8 protein-coding genes are annotated in these 17,673 nt (G+C 60.4%); 3 read left to right on the top strand and 5 right to left on the bottom strand.

Annotated elements, in window-relative coordinates:
* Positions 1-30: 30 nt before the first annotated feature.
* The 5 genes from ACUTQW_RS21295 to ACUTQW_RS21275 form a co-directional block, all read right to left on the bottom strand.
* Positions 31-1,074: a substrate-binding domain-containing protein gene (locus ACUTQW_RS21295; RefSeq protein WP_004948209.1), complete on the bottom strand. Its 1,044-nt coding sequence runs from the start codon at positions 1,072-1,074 to the stop codon at positions 31-33.
* 21 nt (positions 1,075-1,095) lie between these two features.
* On the bottom strand, positions 1,096-2,511 hold the full coding sequence (locus ACUTQW_RS21290; protein WP_445654966.1) for a sucrose-6-phosphate hydrolase: 1,416 nt from the start codon (positions 2,509-2,511) through the stop codon (positions 1,096-1,098).
* On the bottom strand, positions 2,511-3,881 hold the full coding sequence (locus ACUTQW_RS21285; RefSeq protein ID WP_004948206.1) for a sucrose-specific PTS transporter subunit IIBC: 1,371 nt from the start codon (positions 3,879-3,881) through the stop codon (positions 2,511-2,513). The genes ACUTQW_RS21290 and ACUTQW_RS21285 overlap by 1 nt, the downstream gene beginning before the upstream one ends.
* 68 nt (positions 3,882-3,949) lie before the next feature.
* Positions 3,950-5,359 carry a carbohydrate porin gene (locus ACUTQW_RS21280; protein WP_004948205.1) on the bottom strand — a complete coding sequence of 470 codons (1,410 nt, stop codon included), beginning with the start codon at positions 5,357-5,359 and terminating at the stop codon, positions 3,950-3,952.
* A gap of 190 nt (positions 5,360-5,549) precedes the next feature.
* On the bottom strand, positions 5,550-6,479 hold the full coding sequence (locus ACUTQW_RS21275) for an aminoimidazole riboside kinase (protein WP_004948203.1): 930 nt from the start codon (positions 6,477-6,479) through the stop codon (positions 5,550-5,552).
* 621 nt (positions 6,480-7,100) lie between these two features.
* On the opposite strand from ACUTQW_RS21275, the gene ACUTQW_RS21270 reads away from it, so the two are divergent.
* The 3 genes from ACUTQW_RS21270 to ACUTQW_RS21260 form a co-directional block, all read left to right on the top strand.
* Entirely contained in the window at positions 7,101-8,816 is a 1,716-nt protein-coding gene (locus ACUTQW_RS21270) for a ShlB/FhaC/HecB family hemolysin secretion/activation protein (RefSeq protein ID WP_006328122.1), read from the top strand.
* 10 nt (positions 8,817-8,826) lie between these two features.
* Positions 8,827-9,357, top strand: coding sequence for a toxin-activating lysine-acyltransferase (locus ACUTQW_RS21265; RefSeq protein ID WP_004948199.1), 531 nt, complete (start codon positions 8,827-8,829; stop codon positions 9,355-9,357).
* Between the two features lie 10 nt (positions 9,358-9,367).
* Positions 9,368-17,673 (top strand): hemagglutinin repeat-containing protein (locus tag ACUTQW_RS21260; protein ID WP_445654962.1); only part of this gene is annotated, 8,306 nt, incomplete at its 3' end.

The raw sequence follows: 17,673 nt of genomic DNA, 5'->3' as shown, positions 1-17,673 counted from the left end.
GATGGGCTCCTTAATCGGGAAAACCTGAATTTAGGGCTGGCCGAGCAGTGCCTTCGAACCTGGGTGGCGCCAGTGGATACTGCCCGGCAGATATAATGAATTCTGCGCCAACGGCTGCTCGTCGATAAGCCGGCTGACCATATCGAAACTGTGCTGGGCCAGGGCGCGGCAATCCTGGGCTACGGTGTCGATTTTCAGCGTCAGGCCATCGAACAGGTAGTGGTCGTCGAAACTGCAAAGGTGCAGGTCGCTTTCCATTAACTGATGCTGATTCAGATAGCGCAGCACCCCTTCCAGCAGGCCGCAGGCGGCGGTAAACAGCGCTTTCGGCGGTCGGCCAAGTTGTGCGCAAAGCTGAGCGAACATCTCGTAGCCGGAGCTGGGGTGGTAATTGCCGTTGATGATCCATTCCGGTTTACAGGTCACCCCGGCGCGTTCGAGGCCGAGCTGAAAACCGGCCAAGCGATCGCGCGTCGGCGAGATGCGCGGCTGGCCACCGAGGAAATAAAATTCGTCCGGATGCTGGCGCGCGACGTTTTCCACCAGCGTGGCGGTCGAGGTCAGTGAGTCTGTCATCACCAGCGGCAACGCGGAGCCGGTGATCAGGCGGTCCATCTGCACCACCGGCAGGCCGGCGTTAATCTTTTGGTATTCCACATCGCTGAGCTGGCTGGAGGCGACAATCAGGCCGTCGACCTGGCGTTGCACCAGGCTGTTCACCGCCATCATTTCCTGCGCCGGGTTTTCATCGGAGCAGGCGATCAGCAACTGCAAACCGGCCTCGCGGCACAGGGTTTCCAGCTCGCGTGAAATCACGGCAAAACCGTAGTTGGTCATTTCCGGCACGACCAGCCCCAGAGTATGGCTGCGGGAAGAGCGCAGCGAACGTGCATGGAAGCTAGGCTGATAGTGGTGCTCGCCGGCCAGCGCCAGAATGCGGTCACGGGTGTCGTCGGACACCCGGTATTCTTTGCTGCGTCCGTTAAGCACCAGGCTGGCGGTCGATTTCGACACGCCGGCCAGCGCGGCAATATCACTGATGGTTATGCGTTTGTTTTTTTTCACTGACGGCATCTGAGTTCAACGGGAGATGCGTCATTCTAGCATGCATGGCGTCAGCGGCCAGTGCTCCAGTGCAAGCTGCGCCTCTCCGCTCAAACGCAGGTGCGGCTGCGGGCCAGGGAAGTAGCGTGAGCTCATGACCCCTTCGCCGTGGTTGATAAAAATCTCCACGCTGGAGCTGTCGAACAGCATTTGCAGATGGGTGACCTCACCGCGCCAGTAACGGTGTTCAGGCTGCCCGTTGCGCAGGTTGTTGCGCGTCAGGCGCAGCAAGGCGCCGTCCCAACTCAGCGTCATCGCATCGCCAAAGTCGGCGCTGAATACGCCGTTGGGCGTCAGCATCACTTCGGCGCTGTCGACCGGCCAGCCCGGCGCGTTATCCGCGATTCCCTGCCATTGGCTGCCCTTGCCGCGCAACCGTTGCAACTCACGGGCCGGCTGTTGGTAAAGCTTGCCGTTCTGCAAAGAAAGCTCGCGCGGGCAGGTCATGGTATGGATCCAGCCGTATTGCAACGTCGGGTGACAGGCTTCGTCCTGCTCCGGTACGCCCATCCAGCCGACCAGCAGACGGCGGCCGTCTTCGGCCAGCGTGGTTTGCGGCGCATAGAATTCGAACCCGGCGTCCAGCTCGTGGAATTCGCCATGTTCAAAGGTCGCCTGCCGATAATCCAGCTTGCCGGTCAGATAGCCCGCCTGGTAAACGTTGAGATAACGTTCGTCCTGCGCCGCCAGCCCTTGCGGGCAACAAATCAACACCTCGGCATCCGCCAGCGTGAACAGGTCCGGGCATTCCCACATATAGCCGAAATCGCCCATGCCGTTCAGCTGCGATCCGGCAATCTCCCCCAACAGCTGCCAACTGCGCAGATCGGCGGAGCGCAGCAACAGCACCTTGCCGCGATCCTGCAGGTCACGGGCACCGAGCACCATGTACCAGCTGTCTTGATGGCGCCAAACCTTGGGATCGCGCACGTGGCCGCTGTAGCCTTCCGGCAGCGGCAGCGGCAGCACCGGGCCGAGCTTGTCATACCCGCCCTGCGCATTTTCCAGCGCCAGGCACTGGTACGCGGTGCGAGAACCGTCGGGGTATTTTACGTTGCCGGTATACGCCAGCATGATTTTGCCGTCTGCCACCACCGCCGAGCCTGAGTAACAGCCGTGGCTGTCGTAACAAGCGCCGGGCACCAGCGCCACCGGCTGATGCTGCCAGTTGAGCAGATCCGTCGATTGCCAATGGCCCCAGCATTTGTTGCGGTGATCGCAGCCCAGCGGGTTCCACTGATAGAACAGATGATAAACCCCATTATGCTGAATAAACCCGTTGGGGTCGTTCAGCAGGCCGACGCTGGGGGCCAGATGCCATACCGGGCGATGAGGATCGCGCAGCGCCAGCGGCATACCCGTCATCAGCGCCTGAACGGCCTGTTTCATCAAATTCAGTTCTTCCATCATTCACTGTCCGTTTTGTATTTCAGCAGCAGCGAGAGCGTAAAGGCGCTGCCGAAGGCGATAACCAGACCAATGATATAGCTCAGCAGCGAGCTGGCCTGCACGATCGCCAACCCAGGGATCGCCGTCAGCCCGACGGCGTTCATGCCGACGTGGTTGGCCACCACCCAGGCGCCGCCGAGCGCACCGCCTGCCAGCGCCGCCAGGAAGGGCTTCACAAAGCGCAGGTTGATGCCGAACAGCGCCGCCTCGGTAATGCCGAGCATGGCGGAAAATGCCGAAGGCACCGCAATGGCTTTAATCTTGGCGTCGCGGGTTTTGAAATACACCGCCAGGCAAGCGCCGCCTTGGGCGATATTGGCCATCGACCAGATCGGCAGCAGGAAGTTAACGCCGATTTTCGGGTTGCCAAGCAGCCCGGCCTCTACGGCGTGGAAGCTGTGGTGAATGCCGGTGATGACGATGGCGGAATACAGGCCGCCGAACAGGAATCCGGCGAACCAACCGGCGTGGGCAATCAGCGTGCTGAGCACGAAGGAGATGCCGTCACCCAGCGCGCGCCCGGCGGGGCCGATAAACAGCATGGCGACGAAGCCGGAGATGACCACCGTCAGGAATGGCGTCAGGATCAGGTCCAGCGCGTTGGGGATCACTCTGCGCAGCTGTTTTTCCAGCACGCTCATAAACCACACCGTCAGCAGCACCGGGAACACGGTACCCTGATAGCCGATCATGGCGATCTCGAGTCCGAAGAAATTCATGGTGTGGAAACCGCCGGCGACGCCCCAGGCGTTGGTCAGCGCCGGGTGGGTCAGAATGCCGCCCAGCGTGGCGCCCAGATAAGGGTTACCGCCGAATTCGCGTGCGGCGGTGAAGCCGATCAGGATCGGCAAGATGATAAACGCCGCCGAGCTGAACATGTCCAGCATCACGAACAGCGCGCTGTTGGCGTCGGCCCAGCCGTAGGTTTTCACCATGCCGAGCAGGCCCATCAGCAAACCGGAGGCGACGATAGCCGGAATGATCGGCACAAAGATGTTCGACAGCAGGCGGGCGATACGTTGCAGCGGGTTGAGTTTTTTCGCCGCGATGTCGGCGGCTTCAGACTTGCTGGATTCGCTGACGCCCGCCGCCTTGATAAATTCCGCATGCACCTTGTTGACCAGCCCGGTGCCGAAAATCACCTGGATCTGCCCGGCGTTGCTGAAACAGCCCTTCACCCCGTCAAGTTTGCCGATTGCAGCTTTATCCACCTTGCTGTCATCCACCAGCACCAGCCGCAGACGGGTGGCGCAGTGGGCGGCGCTGGCGATGTTCTCTTTGCCGCCGAGCAGCGGCAAAAGCGCGTTAGCGGTTGCGGTAATGTCCATGTTTTCTCCCTTAATAAATCAAAACACCGCCGCGGCTTTCCGCGGCGGAAATTCGTTGCCAGCCTGCGTCAGAAGAAGTACTTGAATCTGGCGCGCACGCCGTAGCGCTGATCGTTATTGGCGTTGGCTATTTTGTTATCGGCGTTGGCTTCAAGCATCGAGACGTAGGCCCCGAGGTACAAATTGAAGTTCTTCATATTCATGATATTAGGTATCTGATACGAAGTATGGATGGTGTGAATGTCATACTTGCCCGGTTCACTGAGCGGGTTATTGATGTCGGCCGCCATGCCGGCAGTATTAAACTCTTTGATGTCGTTGTGGGCGTAGATATATCCCACTTCGAAACGACGCCACAGCACGTTGATGCCGGCGGTTAAGTCTTTTTCGCCCGACGCGTCCAGATAGGCGGTACTCAGGTTGGCGACCACACCGTTGTCCGGATTGGCGGCGGTGTTGTTCCAGGTCATGGTCATGCCATAGCCGTTACGTTTGGACTGGTCGACGAATTTTCCCTGATTGTCCTGATAACCATAGGCATTGTTGACCACGTTGCTTTCCATCGCCACCGCCGCGCTGAACTGGTCTTTCTTCCAGGCGAGCACCGGCCGCAGATAGGCGACGTTTTTCTTATTATCCAGGCTGTTGCCGTGGTAGGCCTTGTCCTGGAACAGTGAGGAACCGTCTTCCACCAGCGTATTGAGCTCGAAGTAGAAGTCGCCGGCGTATTTGCTCAGCATCAGGTTGCCGCCGCTGCTGCTGCGGCCGCGGCCTTCTTTCATCATGTAGATATAGCCGAAGCCATCGGCATACAGATCGTTGGCGGTATTGCCGGAATACTGGATGAAGGTGTCCTGATTGAGCGGGAACATATCGTAGGCTTCAAAGCGCCCGATTTTGGTCTGCCAGTTCTTTTCGTTGCCGAAGAAGAAGGCGGCATCATCAAGGTTCATTTTACCGGTCATGTCGGCCAGCGGTTGTACGCTGAAACCGGAGAAGTTGCCGTCCTGGTTGCGACGGTAACCGTCCACGCCGACCAGAATGCGGCCATTGATATCCCAACGCTCTTTGTTGCCGGGTTTCCAGTCCTTGTTGTTGCTGGTTTTCAACGAGGTGAGCTGGCCGCTGCGGCTGGCACCGTCGAGGTTGAACTCGACGTCGCCATACAGTTTCAGATCGTTAAACCCGTTCAACTTCAGGCTGGAAGTCGGCGCAGCCTTGGTTTCCAGCGTTGCGGTACGCTGCGCAACCTGTACGGTTTGCCGCTCGGTGTTGGCGGTGCGTTGTTCCAACTGTTGTGCGTGACGTTCTGCTGCCGTGGCGCGTGTTTCGGCCTGGGTGGCACGTTGTTCAGCCTGTTGCAGCCGTTGTTCCAGCGCATTCAGGCGTGCTTCGATGCTGCTGTCGGCGCCAGCCGCCGCTGCAGAGGTGGAAATGAGGAGCCCTGTAGTTACAGCCAAATAGCTAAGTTTTTTCATGGTTCTCTATCATCCGGGTAAGTTGTTTTTGTTTTGTGCTAAATTGCTAAACCGGTTTTTCATGGGGAAAGATAGAGAGTTGAAAGGCGGCTGGCAACCAAGTTTGCTAACCCGATTCAGCTATTGTGATCGAGTGCGCAAATTCGGCCCGGCAGCGGAAAAACGGTGAGCCTGGCCCACCGTGATGAGATTAGCGTTGGAGGAAAGTCTGCAACTCGTCGGCGGTGGGTAACGCAGTCATGGCGCCTTTGGCGGTGGTGGCCAACGCACCGCAGGCTTGGGCCTGGGCGATCACCTCTGGCCACTGTTCATCCTCCGGCAGCGCGCCGAGTTGCGCCAGCGCAGCCAGCAGACCGGCGACAAAAGCGTCGCCTGCGCCGGTGGTGTCGATCGGGACGATCAAGGGGGCGCGGAAATGGCGGATCCGTTTGCCGTCATGCACGCATACGCCATCGCCGCCCAGCGTCACCAGCAGCAAACGCAGCGGATAACGCTGCATCATCCAGTCGATGGCGCTCTCCAGCTCACCGATATTGCTGATAAAACTCAATTCTTCCTGTGAGATTTTGACTACGTGCGCCAGCAGCAGCGCCTTTTGCAGGCAGGGGCGCAGCGCTTCCGGTTGGCGCCAGACATCTTCACGAATATTAGGATCAAAACTCACCCAGCCACCGGCCGCCCTGATGTTCTCCATCGCGGTGAAGGTGGTGCTGCGGCTGGGTTCTTGCGACAGGGCGATAGAGCAAACGTGCAACCACTCATCCGCTTTGAACTCCGGCAGATCTTCAGGTTGCAGGAACAGATCGGCGCTGGGGGTGACCATGAAAGTGAAGGTGCGTTCGCCGAGCAGATCGAGATCTACCACCACGGTGGAGGTGTGATGCTTGTCATCCTGCGTCATGTGGCGGATATCCACTTGCTCTTCGCTCAGCACCTGCTGCAAGAACGCGCCGAAACCATCTTTGCCGACCCGGCCGATAAAGGCGCTATCGCCGCCCAGACGGGCGATGCCGACCGCTACGTTGGCAGGCGCGCCGCCGGGGCATTTGAGATAACTGTTTGAATTTTCAGGAACCAGATCGACTACAGCGTCACCCAGCACCCATACGCGATTTCCCATGATCAACCTCTGTTTTAACCTGTGTCAGATGGCGAGCTAAAATAGAAGAACCGGTTTAGCAATGCAATGAAAGAATCCGCAAAGGCCCTAAATCCGGGCGCCGGAAGAAAGGATAGAGGGCCGGTTACCCTCTCCTGGAATAAGGGGGGCAGGTTAATAACGCCGTCCTGTGAGCCTTAAGTTACGGTCAGCAAGGCTACAGCTAGAAATAGGATGAATATAATTAAAAAGTGGAGGCGGGATTAATAATAATATCATTCAGTACGGTGATTAATTCATGATTAAATGCGCTTTAAATAGGAAATGTCTTAAATTTTGGCAGTGTTTGGCAATAATTAGTTATGATGAATAATTGCATTATTGGAATGCGATTATTCCTAACTCTTTTGGGTTGATATTTTGGATGTATTATTATTCTTTAATATAAACAGTGAGTTGCATTGTCACTGCATGGAGTGGTAGGGCAAGGGAACTAACCTCTCGGATTATTCATATCACGTATTTGTTATCCGGCGCTCATTATTGGCCAAAATAGGGTTGATCCCGCGCTATTCGCGCGCATAATGTTCGCGTTTACTTACAATTCTTATCTTTTATTTGTCCTTCGACAGGGAAAAAGTCATGCGCGTCTCTGCTTATTCTTCGCTCAGCCTTGCTGTGCGCAAGGGCTGTATTCCATTTGGCTCCGTTGTTTTGCCGCTGTTTATATTCAATCAACCGGTTCTGGCGGCAGCGCCAAATGGCGATCAGCTGATCATACAGCAGCAGCGGCAAAAAGCGCTGGAGCAGCAGCTAACCCCTCCGACGCCGGATGTGCGGCTGTCGCCACCTTCATCCGGTTTTGGCCGCATTGCTTTCCCGCAGGAAACTCCCTGCTTCCCTATCGAACAGGTCATTTTGACCGGCCAGGACAAACTCCCGCATTGGTTGCCGTTGCAGCGCATTGCCAACCAGGCGCAGGACCAGTGCCTGGGCGGGCAGGGCATCAACCTGTTGATGAGTACCCTGCAAAACCGGCTGGTGGATAGCGGCTATATCACCACGCGGGTGCTGGCGCCGACGCAGGATCTGAAAAGCGGCAAGCTGCGGCTGGTGGTGGTGCCCGGCTATGTGCGCCAGGTGAAACTGACGCCGGACAGCGGCCGCTATATTCAGCCCTACAGCAGTTTCCCGGCCCATGCCGGCAACCTGCTGGATCTGCGTGATATCGAGCAGGGGCTGGAAAACCTGCAGCGCCTGCCGACGGTGCAGGCCAATATGGAAATCATTCCCGGCGAGCAGCCCGGCGAAAGCGATATCGCCCTGAGCTGGAAGCAAGAACGCATGTGGCGCGTTGGCGCTTCGCTGGATGACTCCGGCACCAAGAGCACCGGCCGCTATCAGGGCGGCCTGACGCTGTCGCTGGATAACCCGTTCTCGCTCAGCGATCTGTTCTACATCTCCGGCTCCACCGACCTGCAAAACCAGGGCGGCAGAGGCACCAAAAACATCACCGGCCATTATTCGGTGCCGTTCGGCTACTGGATGGCCGGGGTGACCGCCAACAGTTATGACTATCACCAGACCATCGCCGGGCAAAATCAGGATTACCGCTACAGCGGCAAGAGCAAGAACCTGGATTTCCAGCTCAGCCGGGTGCTGCACCGTAACGGCAGCCAGAAAACCACGCTGACCTATGACGTGCTGGCGCGCGAATCCAGCAACTACATCAACGATACCGAAGTGGAAGTGCAGCGCCGCCGCACCTCCGGCTGGCGGCTGGGCTTGCAGCACCGTCATTACATCCAGCAGGCCACGCTGGATGCCGGCGTCAGCTATCAGCGCGGCACTCGCTGGTTCGGTGCATTGCCTGCGCCGGAAGAGACCTTTGGCGAGGCCACGGCGCTCAGCAAAATTGTGCAGCTCAACGCCCAGCTTGACGTGCCGTTCAGCCTGTTCAATCAGAACTTCAGATACAACGTGCAGTACCAGCGTCAGATCAGCGATACCCCGCTGACGCCGCAGGATCAGTTTGCTATCGGCAACCGCTGGACGGTACGCGGCTTTGACGGTGAACGCACCCTGAACGCCAACCACGGCTGGTTCGTGCGCAACGATCTGGCCTGGCGCACGCCGTTGCAGGGGCAAGAACTCTACCTGGGGGCCGACTATGGCGAAGTGGGCGGTTACGGCACCGATTACCTGGTCGGGCAACACCTGGCGGGCGGGGTGGTCGGCCTGCGCGGTTACGCCTTCAAGGTGGGCTACGACCTGTTCGCCGGCGTGCCGTTCTCCAAACCGGACGGCTTCAGCACCAGCCCGGTGACGCTGGGCTTTAATCTGAGCTGGAACTACTGAGGGAACGACGATGCGCATAGGTGACTACGATATCCGGGCACCGCTGATCCTCGGCGGTGATGACAGCGAGGCGGAAGCCTTTGGCGCGGCGGTATGGCTGTGGATGCATTCGCCGATGCACCGCGATGCGCCGTTGCACACCCTGCCGACGCTGCTGCTGCCGATCATCAAGCGGCAGCAATATGTGCTGGCGTCGTACCAAAATCAGCCGGTGTTTTTCCTCAGTTGGGCCGGGATGAGTCAAGAGGCCGAAGCACGTTATCTAACGCAACCGGCGATAAATATGCAGGAAAACGACTGGAACAGCGGCGATCGCCTGTGGTTCTGCGACTGGATCGCCCCGTTCGGCCACACGCGGGAAATGCGCAATCTGATCGCCCGGGATATTTTCCCGCAGTTCTGCGTACGGGCGCTGTACCACCGTGGGGCGCAGCGCGGCAAACGCGTCGTGAACTTTAAAGGCGCGCAGGTCAGCCACCAGCAAGCGCAGCAATGGTGGGCGAACCACCCGTTAGCCGTCGAGCCGTCGGACATTCAATAAGGACATTGCCATGAACAAGAACCTGTACCGTATCGTTTTCAACAAAGCGCGTGGCATGCTGATGGTGGTGGCGGATATCGCCCGCTCCGGCCGTGCCGGTTCCGCGCGTTCGCCTGGCCTGGGTCATACCCTGAGCCAGTGTATCGGCAAGATGAGCGCCGTCAGCTTCAGCCTGTTATTGGCATTGGGCGCTATCCAGCCGGTGCAGGCGGCCATTGTCGCCGATCACAATGCGCCGGGCGGCCAGCAGCCGACCATCGTCAACAGCGCCAACGGTACGCCGCAGGTCAATATCCAGACCCCAAGCGCCGGTGGGGTTTCCCGCAATACCTACAGCCAGTTCGACGTCGACAAACAAGGCGCGATCCTCAACAACTCGCACAAAATGACCCAGACCCAGCAGGGCGGCTGGGTCGATGGCAACCCGTGGCTGGCAAAAGGCGAAGCCAAGGTGATCCTCAACGAGGTCAATTCCCGCGATCCCAGCCGTCTGAACGGGTACATCGAGGTCGCCGGCCAGCGCGCGCAGGTGGTGATCGCCAACCCGTCCGGCATTACCTGTAACGGCTGCGGCTTTATCAACGCCAACCGCGCCACGCTGACCACCGGTCAGGCGCAGATGAACAACGGCAATCTGACCGGGTTTAACGTCGAGCGTGGCGAAGTGGTGGTGGAAGGCGCCGGTATGGACAGTTCACGTCAGGATTATACCGAGATCATTGCCCGTTCGACGAAGATCAATGCCGGGCTGTGGGCCAACGATTTGAAAGTCACCACCGGGCGCAACAAGGTGGATGCGGCGCATCAGCAGATCGAAAAACAAGGCGACGATCCGGCCACTCGCCCGCAGCTGGCGGTGGATGTGGCCAAGCTGGGCGGCATGTATGCCGGCAAGATCCGCATGATCGGCACCGAAACCGGCGTCGGGGTGCGCAACGCCGGTAATATCGGCGCGCAGGCCGGCAGCGTGGTGGTGACCGCCGACGGCCGCATCGAAAACAGCGGCGCCATCAGCGGCGGCGGCGATATGGCGGTGGCTTCGAAACAGGGCATCAGCAACAGCGGTTCGCTGTTCGCTGCGGGCAATGCCGCCGTTACCAGCGAGGGCGAGGTGCAAAACAGCGGTTCCATCGCCGCGCGCAACAATGTGCAGATTCAGGCCGCCGGCCTGAACAGCAGCAAAGGCAGCACCCTGGCGGCAGGCGTGCAGCAGGACGGCAAACTGGGCGGCAGCGGCGAACTGGCGTTGACCGCCAGCGGCAAACTGACCGCGCAGGGCCAGAACCTGGCGGCGGGCAACCTGCGTGCCGGCGGGCAAGGCATGGACATCAGCGGCAGCCGTACCGCCGGCGCCAATGTAACGCTGAACGCCGGGCAGGGCGACTTAACCACGGCCAATGCGCAGGTTGAAGCGGCGCAGCAACTGGTTGCCGACATCGGCAAACGGCTGAACAACGACGGCGGCACGCTGACGGCGAACAAACTGGCGCTGAGCGCGCATGACATATCCAACCGCAAGGGCGAGATCGCTCAGCTCGGCGAAGACGATCTGGCATTGAATCAGCAGGGTAAACTGGACAACGGCGGCGGCCGCATTGCCAACAACGGCAACAACCTGACGCTGAACGCCGGGGCGATCGACAACCAGAGTGGGCAGATTATCCATGCCGGCAAAGGCAGGCTGGCGGTGAATACCGGCCGGCTGCAAGGGGATAACGGCAAGCTGTTGTCCAACGGGCAGCTCTCGATGCAGGGCGGCGACTACGTGCTGGATGGCGGCACTACGTCGGCGCAGCAGATCGCTATGGAGGCCGGCAGCCTGTCCAACCGCAACGGCCAACTGGTGCAGAGCGGCAACGGCGACATGCGCCTCAGCACCCGTAAGGGTATCGACAATCAGGGCGGCCAACTGGCGGCCAACGGCAATGTGGCCTTGAACGCCGCACAGCTGAACAACCAAAACGGCAAAGTGATCGCCGCGCAGGACGGCAGCCTGAATGCGCAGATTGGCGGCCCCCTCGACAACCAGCAGGGCCAACTGGCCGCGAGCGCCAATACGCGATTGCAGGCGGATAAACTGGATAACCGCAAGGGCCTGGTTTCCGCCGCTACCGGCAACGGTGAGGTGGCGACCCGTCAGGCGCTGGATAACCGCAGCGGCCGTATCGAAGCCAAACAAGGGCTGCAACTGAGCGGCACCGGGTTGGAAAACCAGGGTGGGCAAGTGGTTGGCGGCGCCATTTCTCTGGCGCTCGGCAACGGCGCATTGAACAACCAACAGGGCGCTATCGCCGCTGCGGGCGATTTGCGCCTGAACGGCGGGGCGCTGACCAATGACGGCGGCCTGCTGCAATCCGCCGGCGACATGAGCCTCGACACCCAGGGCGCCGCGTTGAGCAACCGCCTGAGCGGCGAAACCGGCGGCATTCTCAGCCAGGGGGCGCTGTCGATCCACAGCGGCGCGCTGGACAATAGCCAGGGCATGCTGGTGGGGGGCGGTGCCACCGAACTCTTCACCGGCCGGCTGGATAACGGCAAAGGCACGCTGGTTGGCAAGCAACTGTTGAACATCGACAGCCTGGCATTGACCAACGACGGCGGCCTGTTGCAGGCCGGTGGCGATGCGACAATAGATACCCACGGCCAGGCATTGACCAACCGCGACAGCGGCAAAAATGGCGGCATCAGCAGCCTGGGCAAATTGAACATCGCCAGCGGCGAGGTGGATAACCAAAACGGCTTTATCGCCAGCTCGGGCGACCTGCAACTGAATGGCAGCCAACTGGATAACCGCCACGGCACGCTGGCTTCCGAAAAACAGCTGTCGGCGACCGCCGGGGTGATCAATAACCAGGGCGGGGCGATCAAATCCGGCCAGGACATGGCGCTGAACGCCAAAGAGCTGTTGGATAACAGCAATCTCGGGGTAATAGGCGCAGGCAAAAAACTGCAGTTGGACAGCGGGTCTGTGCTGAATAATCAGGGGACGCTGGTCAGCGCCGATGCGGCGAAGATCAACTTTGGCATGCTGGAAAACCGGGGCGGCCAACTGGCGGCCCAAACGGCGCTGGAGCTGCACGGCAGTAGCCTCAACAACAACGACGGTGGGTTGATCCAGAGCGGCGATCGCCTGGATCTGGCGGTCGATCGGCTGACCAACGCCAACGGCGGCGAGAAAGGCGGCATCACCAGCCAGGGCGCGATGAACCTGTCTACCGGCCTGTTCGACAACGGCCAGGGTGTGGTGATTGCCGGCAAAAATCTGCAACTTGATGCCGATTCGCTGCTGAACGGTGGCGGCAAACTGGTGGCGCAGCAGGCGTTGACGCTCACCACCACCGGCGCGGGCGGCCTGAACAATCAGAGCGGGCTGGTGCAGGCCGGCGGCGACATGCTGCTGGACACCCGCGGCCAACGGTTGGATAACCAAAACGGCACCCTCCACAGCCTGGGCAAGCTGCAACTCAACGGCGGCGATATCAATAACCAGGGCGGTACGCTGGGGGCCAAGGGCGATTTCATGCTGGCGGCGCTCAAATTGGACAACAGCAACGGCGGGCGGATCATCGGCGAGCAGGCGGTAACGCTGAACAACACCGGGCTGGATAACCGCAACGGGCAGATTCAGGCGGTCGGCAATCTGTTGCTGGGCAGCGCGCAGGGGATTATCGATAACACCCTGGGGCTGATCCGCAGCGGCGCTACCGTGACGCTCAACGCCCTGCAGTTCACCAATGACGCCACGCTGGCGGACAATAAAGGGCTGGAAGGTCAGAGGGTAACGCTGAACACCGGCACACTGAGCAACCGTGGCGGCAGCATTTTGGCTGACCGGCAGTTGGCCATCACCAACGATGGTACCCTGGATAACAGCGGCGGCCAGCTGGCTGCGGCCGACACCCTGCAATTGAAGGGCTCGGCGCTCAACCTGCTGAACACCGGCGGCACGCTCAAAGCCGGCAAGCTGCTGGAGATTAACGCCAACGCGATCGGCGGCGATGGGCAATTGTTGTCGCTGGGCGATATCAATCTGGTCAGCGCTCAGGGCATCAATAACAGCGGCGAGATGATCGCCAACGGCAATTTCAACTTCACCACGCCGGGCGATGTCACCAACAGCGGCAAGCTGCTGGCGGGCGCGAAGCTGGATCTGCACGCCAATAACCTGTTTAACGCCGCCAGCGGCGAGATCAACGCCGGGCAGGATTGGCTGACGGTGAACGGCACCCTGACCAACTATGGCCTGATCGATGGCAAGCACAGCCTGCTGACGGCCAACACGCTGAACAACATCGGCACCGGCCGTATTTATGGCGACGCCATCGGCGTGCAGACCGCGACCTTCAACAACCTGGCGGAGAACGGCACCGCCGCTACGCTGGCCGGGCGCGAGCGGGTGGATATCGGTACCCAGACGCTGAACAACTACGATCACGGGCTGATTTACAGCGGTGGCGATATGGCGATTGGCGGCCAGCTTGACGCCAACCACCTGGCAAGCGGCCAGGCAGGCACCCTTAACAACCACAGTTCGACCATTGAGTCTGCGGGCAACATGGCGCTGTCCGCCGCGCTGATCAACAACATCAACGATCGTTTCAGTACCGAGTTGGTCACCGTTTCCAACGAAAAAGTCACCGAGTATCAACAGTCCGGCGATCCGGTGCGCTGGAAGGCGGGGGAACAAGGCGTCTTCGTTGACCGCAATTCGTCAGACTCGCTGCTGAACCTGAACACCCCAGGTAAAACCGGGCACGGCAACGACAGATTTAATCAGTACGACTATGACCGGACGGTGCAGGAAACCCAGATTAAGGAAAGCGATCCGGCCAAAATCATCGCCGGTGGCGATATGGCGATCAACGCAGGGCATTTGCTGAACGACAAGAGCCAGGTGGTGGCCAGCGGCACGCTGGCGATTAACGCCGGTAGCGTGGATAACGTGGCGGTGGCGGGCCAGCGGCTGACCACCGACGTCGGGGAAGTGACCAGCTACTACCGCATCAAGAAAAAAGGCACTGACAAACAGGGGCATAACACCACGGCCTATACGCCGCCGACCAGCATCCAGACCATCGCGTTGAAACCGAGCCAGCTGATCGACCACGGGCAGGTGGCGGGTAACCCGGTCGCCATTGCACCGCTGACGCCGCAAGGCACAGACGCCACCATCGGCCAGGCCGGCGGGGTGAATGCAGGGGTCACCGGCAGCGATATTTCTGCCGGGATGCAGACCATCGGCGGCGGCGAACTGCCGGTGATTCAGGCGGCGGCCCTGCAACCGGGCCAGCAGTTTGAAGTGGCCAACAACGTGAACGCCCAGCAGGGCGACGCGGCAAACAGCGTGGTGCGCATCGTCGGGCCGGACACCCGCCTGCCGGACAACAGCCTGTTCAAAACCAATCCGGCGCCGGGCGGCCAGTATCTGGTGGAAACCGATCCGCGCTTCACCAACCAAAAATCCTGGCTGGGCTCGGATTACATGATCGAGAAAGCCACCAACAACCAGGACAACGTGCTGAAACGCCTGGGGGATGGCTACTACGAGCAGCGGCTGATCCGCGAACAGGTGATCAACCTGACCGGCCAGCGTTATCTGGACGGGTACAACAACGACGAAGAGCAGTTCAAGGCGCTGATGGATCAGGGGCTGGCCTTCAGCCGGCAATATAACCTGAAGGTCGGCGTGGCGCTGACGCCGGAACAAATGGGGCTGTTGACCAAAGACATCGTCTGGCTGGTGAATGCCAAGGTCACGCTGCCGGACGGCAGCCAGCAAAACGTACTGGTGCCGCAGGTATATGCCCGCATGCAACCGGGCGATCTGGACGGCTCCGGCGCGCTGATCGCCGGGCGCAACCTTAACCTCAACCTCGGCGACGGCCTGTTTAACAGCGGCCATATCGCCGGGCGCGAAGTGGTGAAGCTGAGCGCCGCCAACATCACCAATATGGCGGGCAGCATTCAGGGGGCCGACGTCGGCCTGACCGCTCGCACCGATATCAATAATATCGGCGGCGTGATCCAGGGCAACAACTCGCTGCTGGCCAGCGCCGGGCACGACATCAACGCCATCAGCACCACCCGGGCGGCGCAAAGCGTGAACGGTGCCAACAGCTTCGAGCGTACCAATATCGACAGCGTGGCGGGCATGTACGTGCAGGGTGCCGACGGCAAGCTGATGCTGCAGGCCGGGCGCGACATCAAACTGGATGCGGCGCAGGTGGTCAACAGCGGCGAGAACGGCCAAACGCTGCTGAGCGCCGGGCGCGATCTCAACCTGAACGCGGTGACCACCGCCAGCCGCGACAACCTGATCTGGAACGGCGACAACAGCCTGAAACAGGGCAACAGCCAGCAGGTGGGCAGCGAAGTGGTCGGCAAAGGCGCGGTGACCCTCAATGCGGGCAACGATATCACTGCGCATGCGGCGACGATTTCCGCCGGCGAGGCGCTGAACCTGAATGCCGGCCATGACGTCAACATCCTCAACGGCGAAAACACCCAGGATCTGGACGAGCGCCACAAGGTGACCGGTGGCAACGGCCTGATGTCGAAAACCACCACCACCACCCGCGACACCCTGGATCGCCAGACCCTGCAGAGCAGCACCCTGAGCGGCGACAGCATCAAGGTGCTGGCGGGCAACGATCTGCGCGTGCAGGGCAGCAGCGTGGCCGGCACCCAGGACGTGAAGCTGCTGGCGGGCCATGATCTGACCGTTACCGGCGCCACCGAGCGCAACAGCGAGCTGCACCTCAAGCAGGAGAAAAAATCCGGCCTGATGAGCAGCGGCGGCATCGGCATCAGCTACGGCACCGAAAGCCTGAAAACCACCGACACCTCGCAGGGGGTGACCAACCAGGGCAGCACCGTCGGCAGCGTGAACGGCAACGTCACGCTGGGTGCGGGCAACAATCTGGCGGTGACCGGCTCCGAGCTGGTGGCCGGCAAGGACATGGCGCTGAGCGGCAAGAATGTGGCGGTGACACAGGCGCAGGATGAAAACAGCCAGACCCACAAGGTCGAGCAGAAAAAATCCGGGCTGACGCTGGCGCTTTCCGGCACCGTCGGCAGCGCGCTCAACACCGCCGTGGAAACCTCGCAACAGGCAAAATCCACCGATGACAGCCGCCTGGCGGCCTTGCAGGGCACCAAAGCGGCGCTGAGCGGCGTGCAGGCGGTACAGGCGGCACGGTTGGCGCAGGCGCAGGGCGCCGACCCGGCCAATAACAACATGGTGGGGATCAGCATTTCCTACGGCACCCAGTCTTCCACCTCTACCCAGAACAGCGGGCAGAGCACCGCCCAGGGCAGCAGCCTGACGGCGGGCAACAACCTGAGCATCACCGCCGGCGGCAACGGCGTGAAGGGCCAGGACGGCGACATTCTGGTGCAGGGCAGCCAGTTGCAGGCGGGCAAGGATGTCACCCTGAACGCCAACCGCGACGTGAACCTGCTTTCCGCCCAAAATACCCAGTATCTGGACGGCAAGAACGAGAGCCAGGGCGGCACGTTGGGCGTAGGCATCGGCGTCGGCTCCGGCGGTATCGGGCTGAGCGTTTCGGCCAGCGTCAACAAAGGCAAGGGCAACGAGAAAGGCAACGGCACCAGCTACACCGAAACCACGGTCAATGCCGGTAATCAGGTCAACATCACCAGCGGGCGCGACACCAATCTGATCGGCGCGCAGGTCACCGGCGAATCGGTCAAAGCCGACGTGGGCCGCAACCTGTTGCTGGAGAGCCAGCAGGACAGCGACCGTTACGATTCCAAACAGCAGAACGCCAGCGCGGGCGGCAGCTTTACCTTTGGCTCCATGACCGGCTCGGGCAGCATCAGCCTGAGCAAAGACAAAATGCACAGCAACTACGACAGCGTGCAGGAGCAGACGGGCATCTTTGCCGGCAAGGGCGGTTTTGACGTGACGGTGGGCGAACACACCCAGCTTAACGGCGCGGTGATTGGCAGCACCGCCACGGCGGACAAAAACAAACTCGACACCGGCACGCTGGGCTTCAAGGACATCCACAATCAGGCGGACTTCGAGGTAGAACACCAGAGCGTGGGTATCAGCTCCGGCGGCAGCATCGGCAGCCAGTTCGCCGGCAATATGGCCAACGGCCTGCTGGTGGGGGCCAACAACAGCGGGCACGACAGCTCCACCACCCACGCTGCGGTGAGCGACGGCACCCTCGTCATTCGCGATCAGGACAAACAAACGCAGAACGTCAGCGATCTGAGCCGCGACGTCGAGCACGCCAACCAGACGTTAAGCCCGATCTTCGACAAGGAGAAAGAGCAGAAACGGCTGCA

The sequence above is a fragment of the Serratia sp. TSA_7 genome, from assembly GCF_052692135.1.
Note: the sequence above shows the minus strand (reverse complement) of the source record. Positions and strands in the feature narration are given on the sequence as shown.

Bases quoted from the DNA above. Each gene is read 5' to 3' on its own strand.
- ACUTQW_RS21295 (WP_004948209.1), bottom strand. From the start codon at position 1,074: ATGCCGTCAGTGAAAAAAAACAAACGCATAACCATCAGTGATATTGCC.
- ACUTQW_RS21290 (WP_445654966.1), bottom strand. From the start codon at position 2,511: ATGGAAGAACTGAATTTGATGAAACAGGCCGTTCAGGCGCTGATGACG.
- ACUTQW_RS21285 (WP_004948206.1), bottom strand. From the start codon at position 3,881: ATGGACATTACCGCAACCGCTAACGCGCTTTTGCCGCTGCTCGGCGGC.
- ACUTQW_RS21280 (WP_004948205.1), bottom strand. From the start codon at position 5,359: ATGAAAAAACTTAGCTATTTGGCTGTAACTACAGGGCTCCTCATTTCC.
- ACUTQW_RS21275 (WP_004948203.1), bottom strand. From the start codon at position 6,479: ATGGGAAATCGCGTATGGGTGCTGGGTGACGCTGTAGTCGATCTGGTT.
- ACUTQW_RS21270 (WP_006328122.1), top strand. From the start codon at position 7,101: ATGCGCGTCTCTGCTTATTCTTCGCTCAGCCTTGCTGTGCGCAAGGGC.
- ACUTQW_RS21265 (WP_004948199.1), top strand. From the start codon at position 8,827: ATGCGCATAGGTGACTACGATATCCGGGCACCGCTGATCCTCGGCGGT.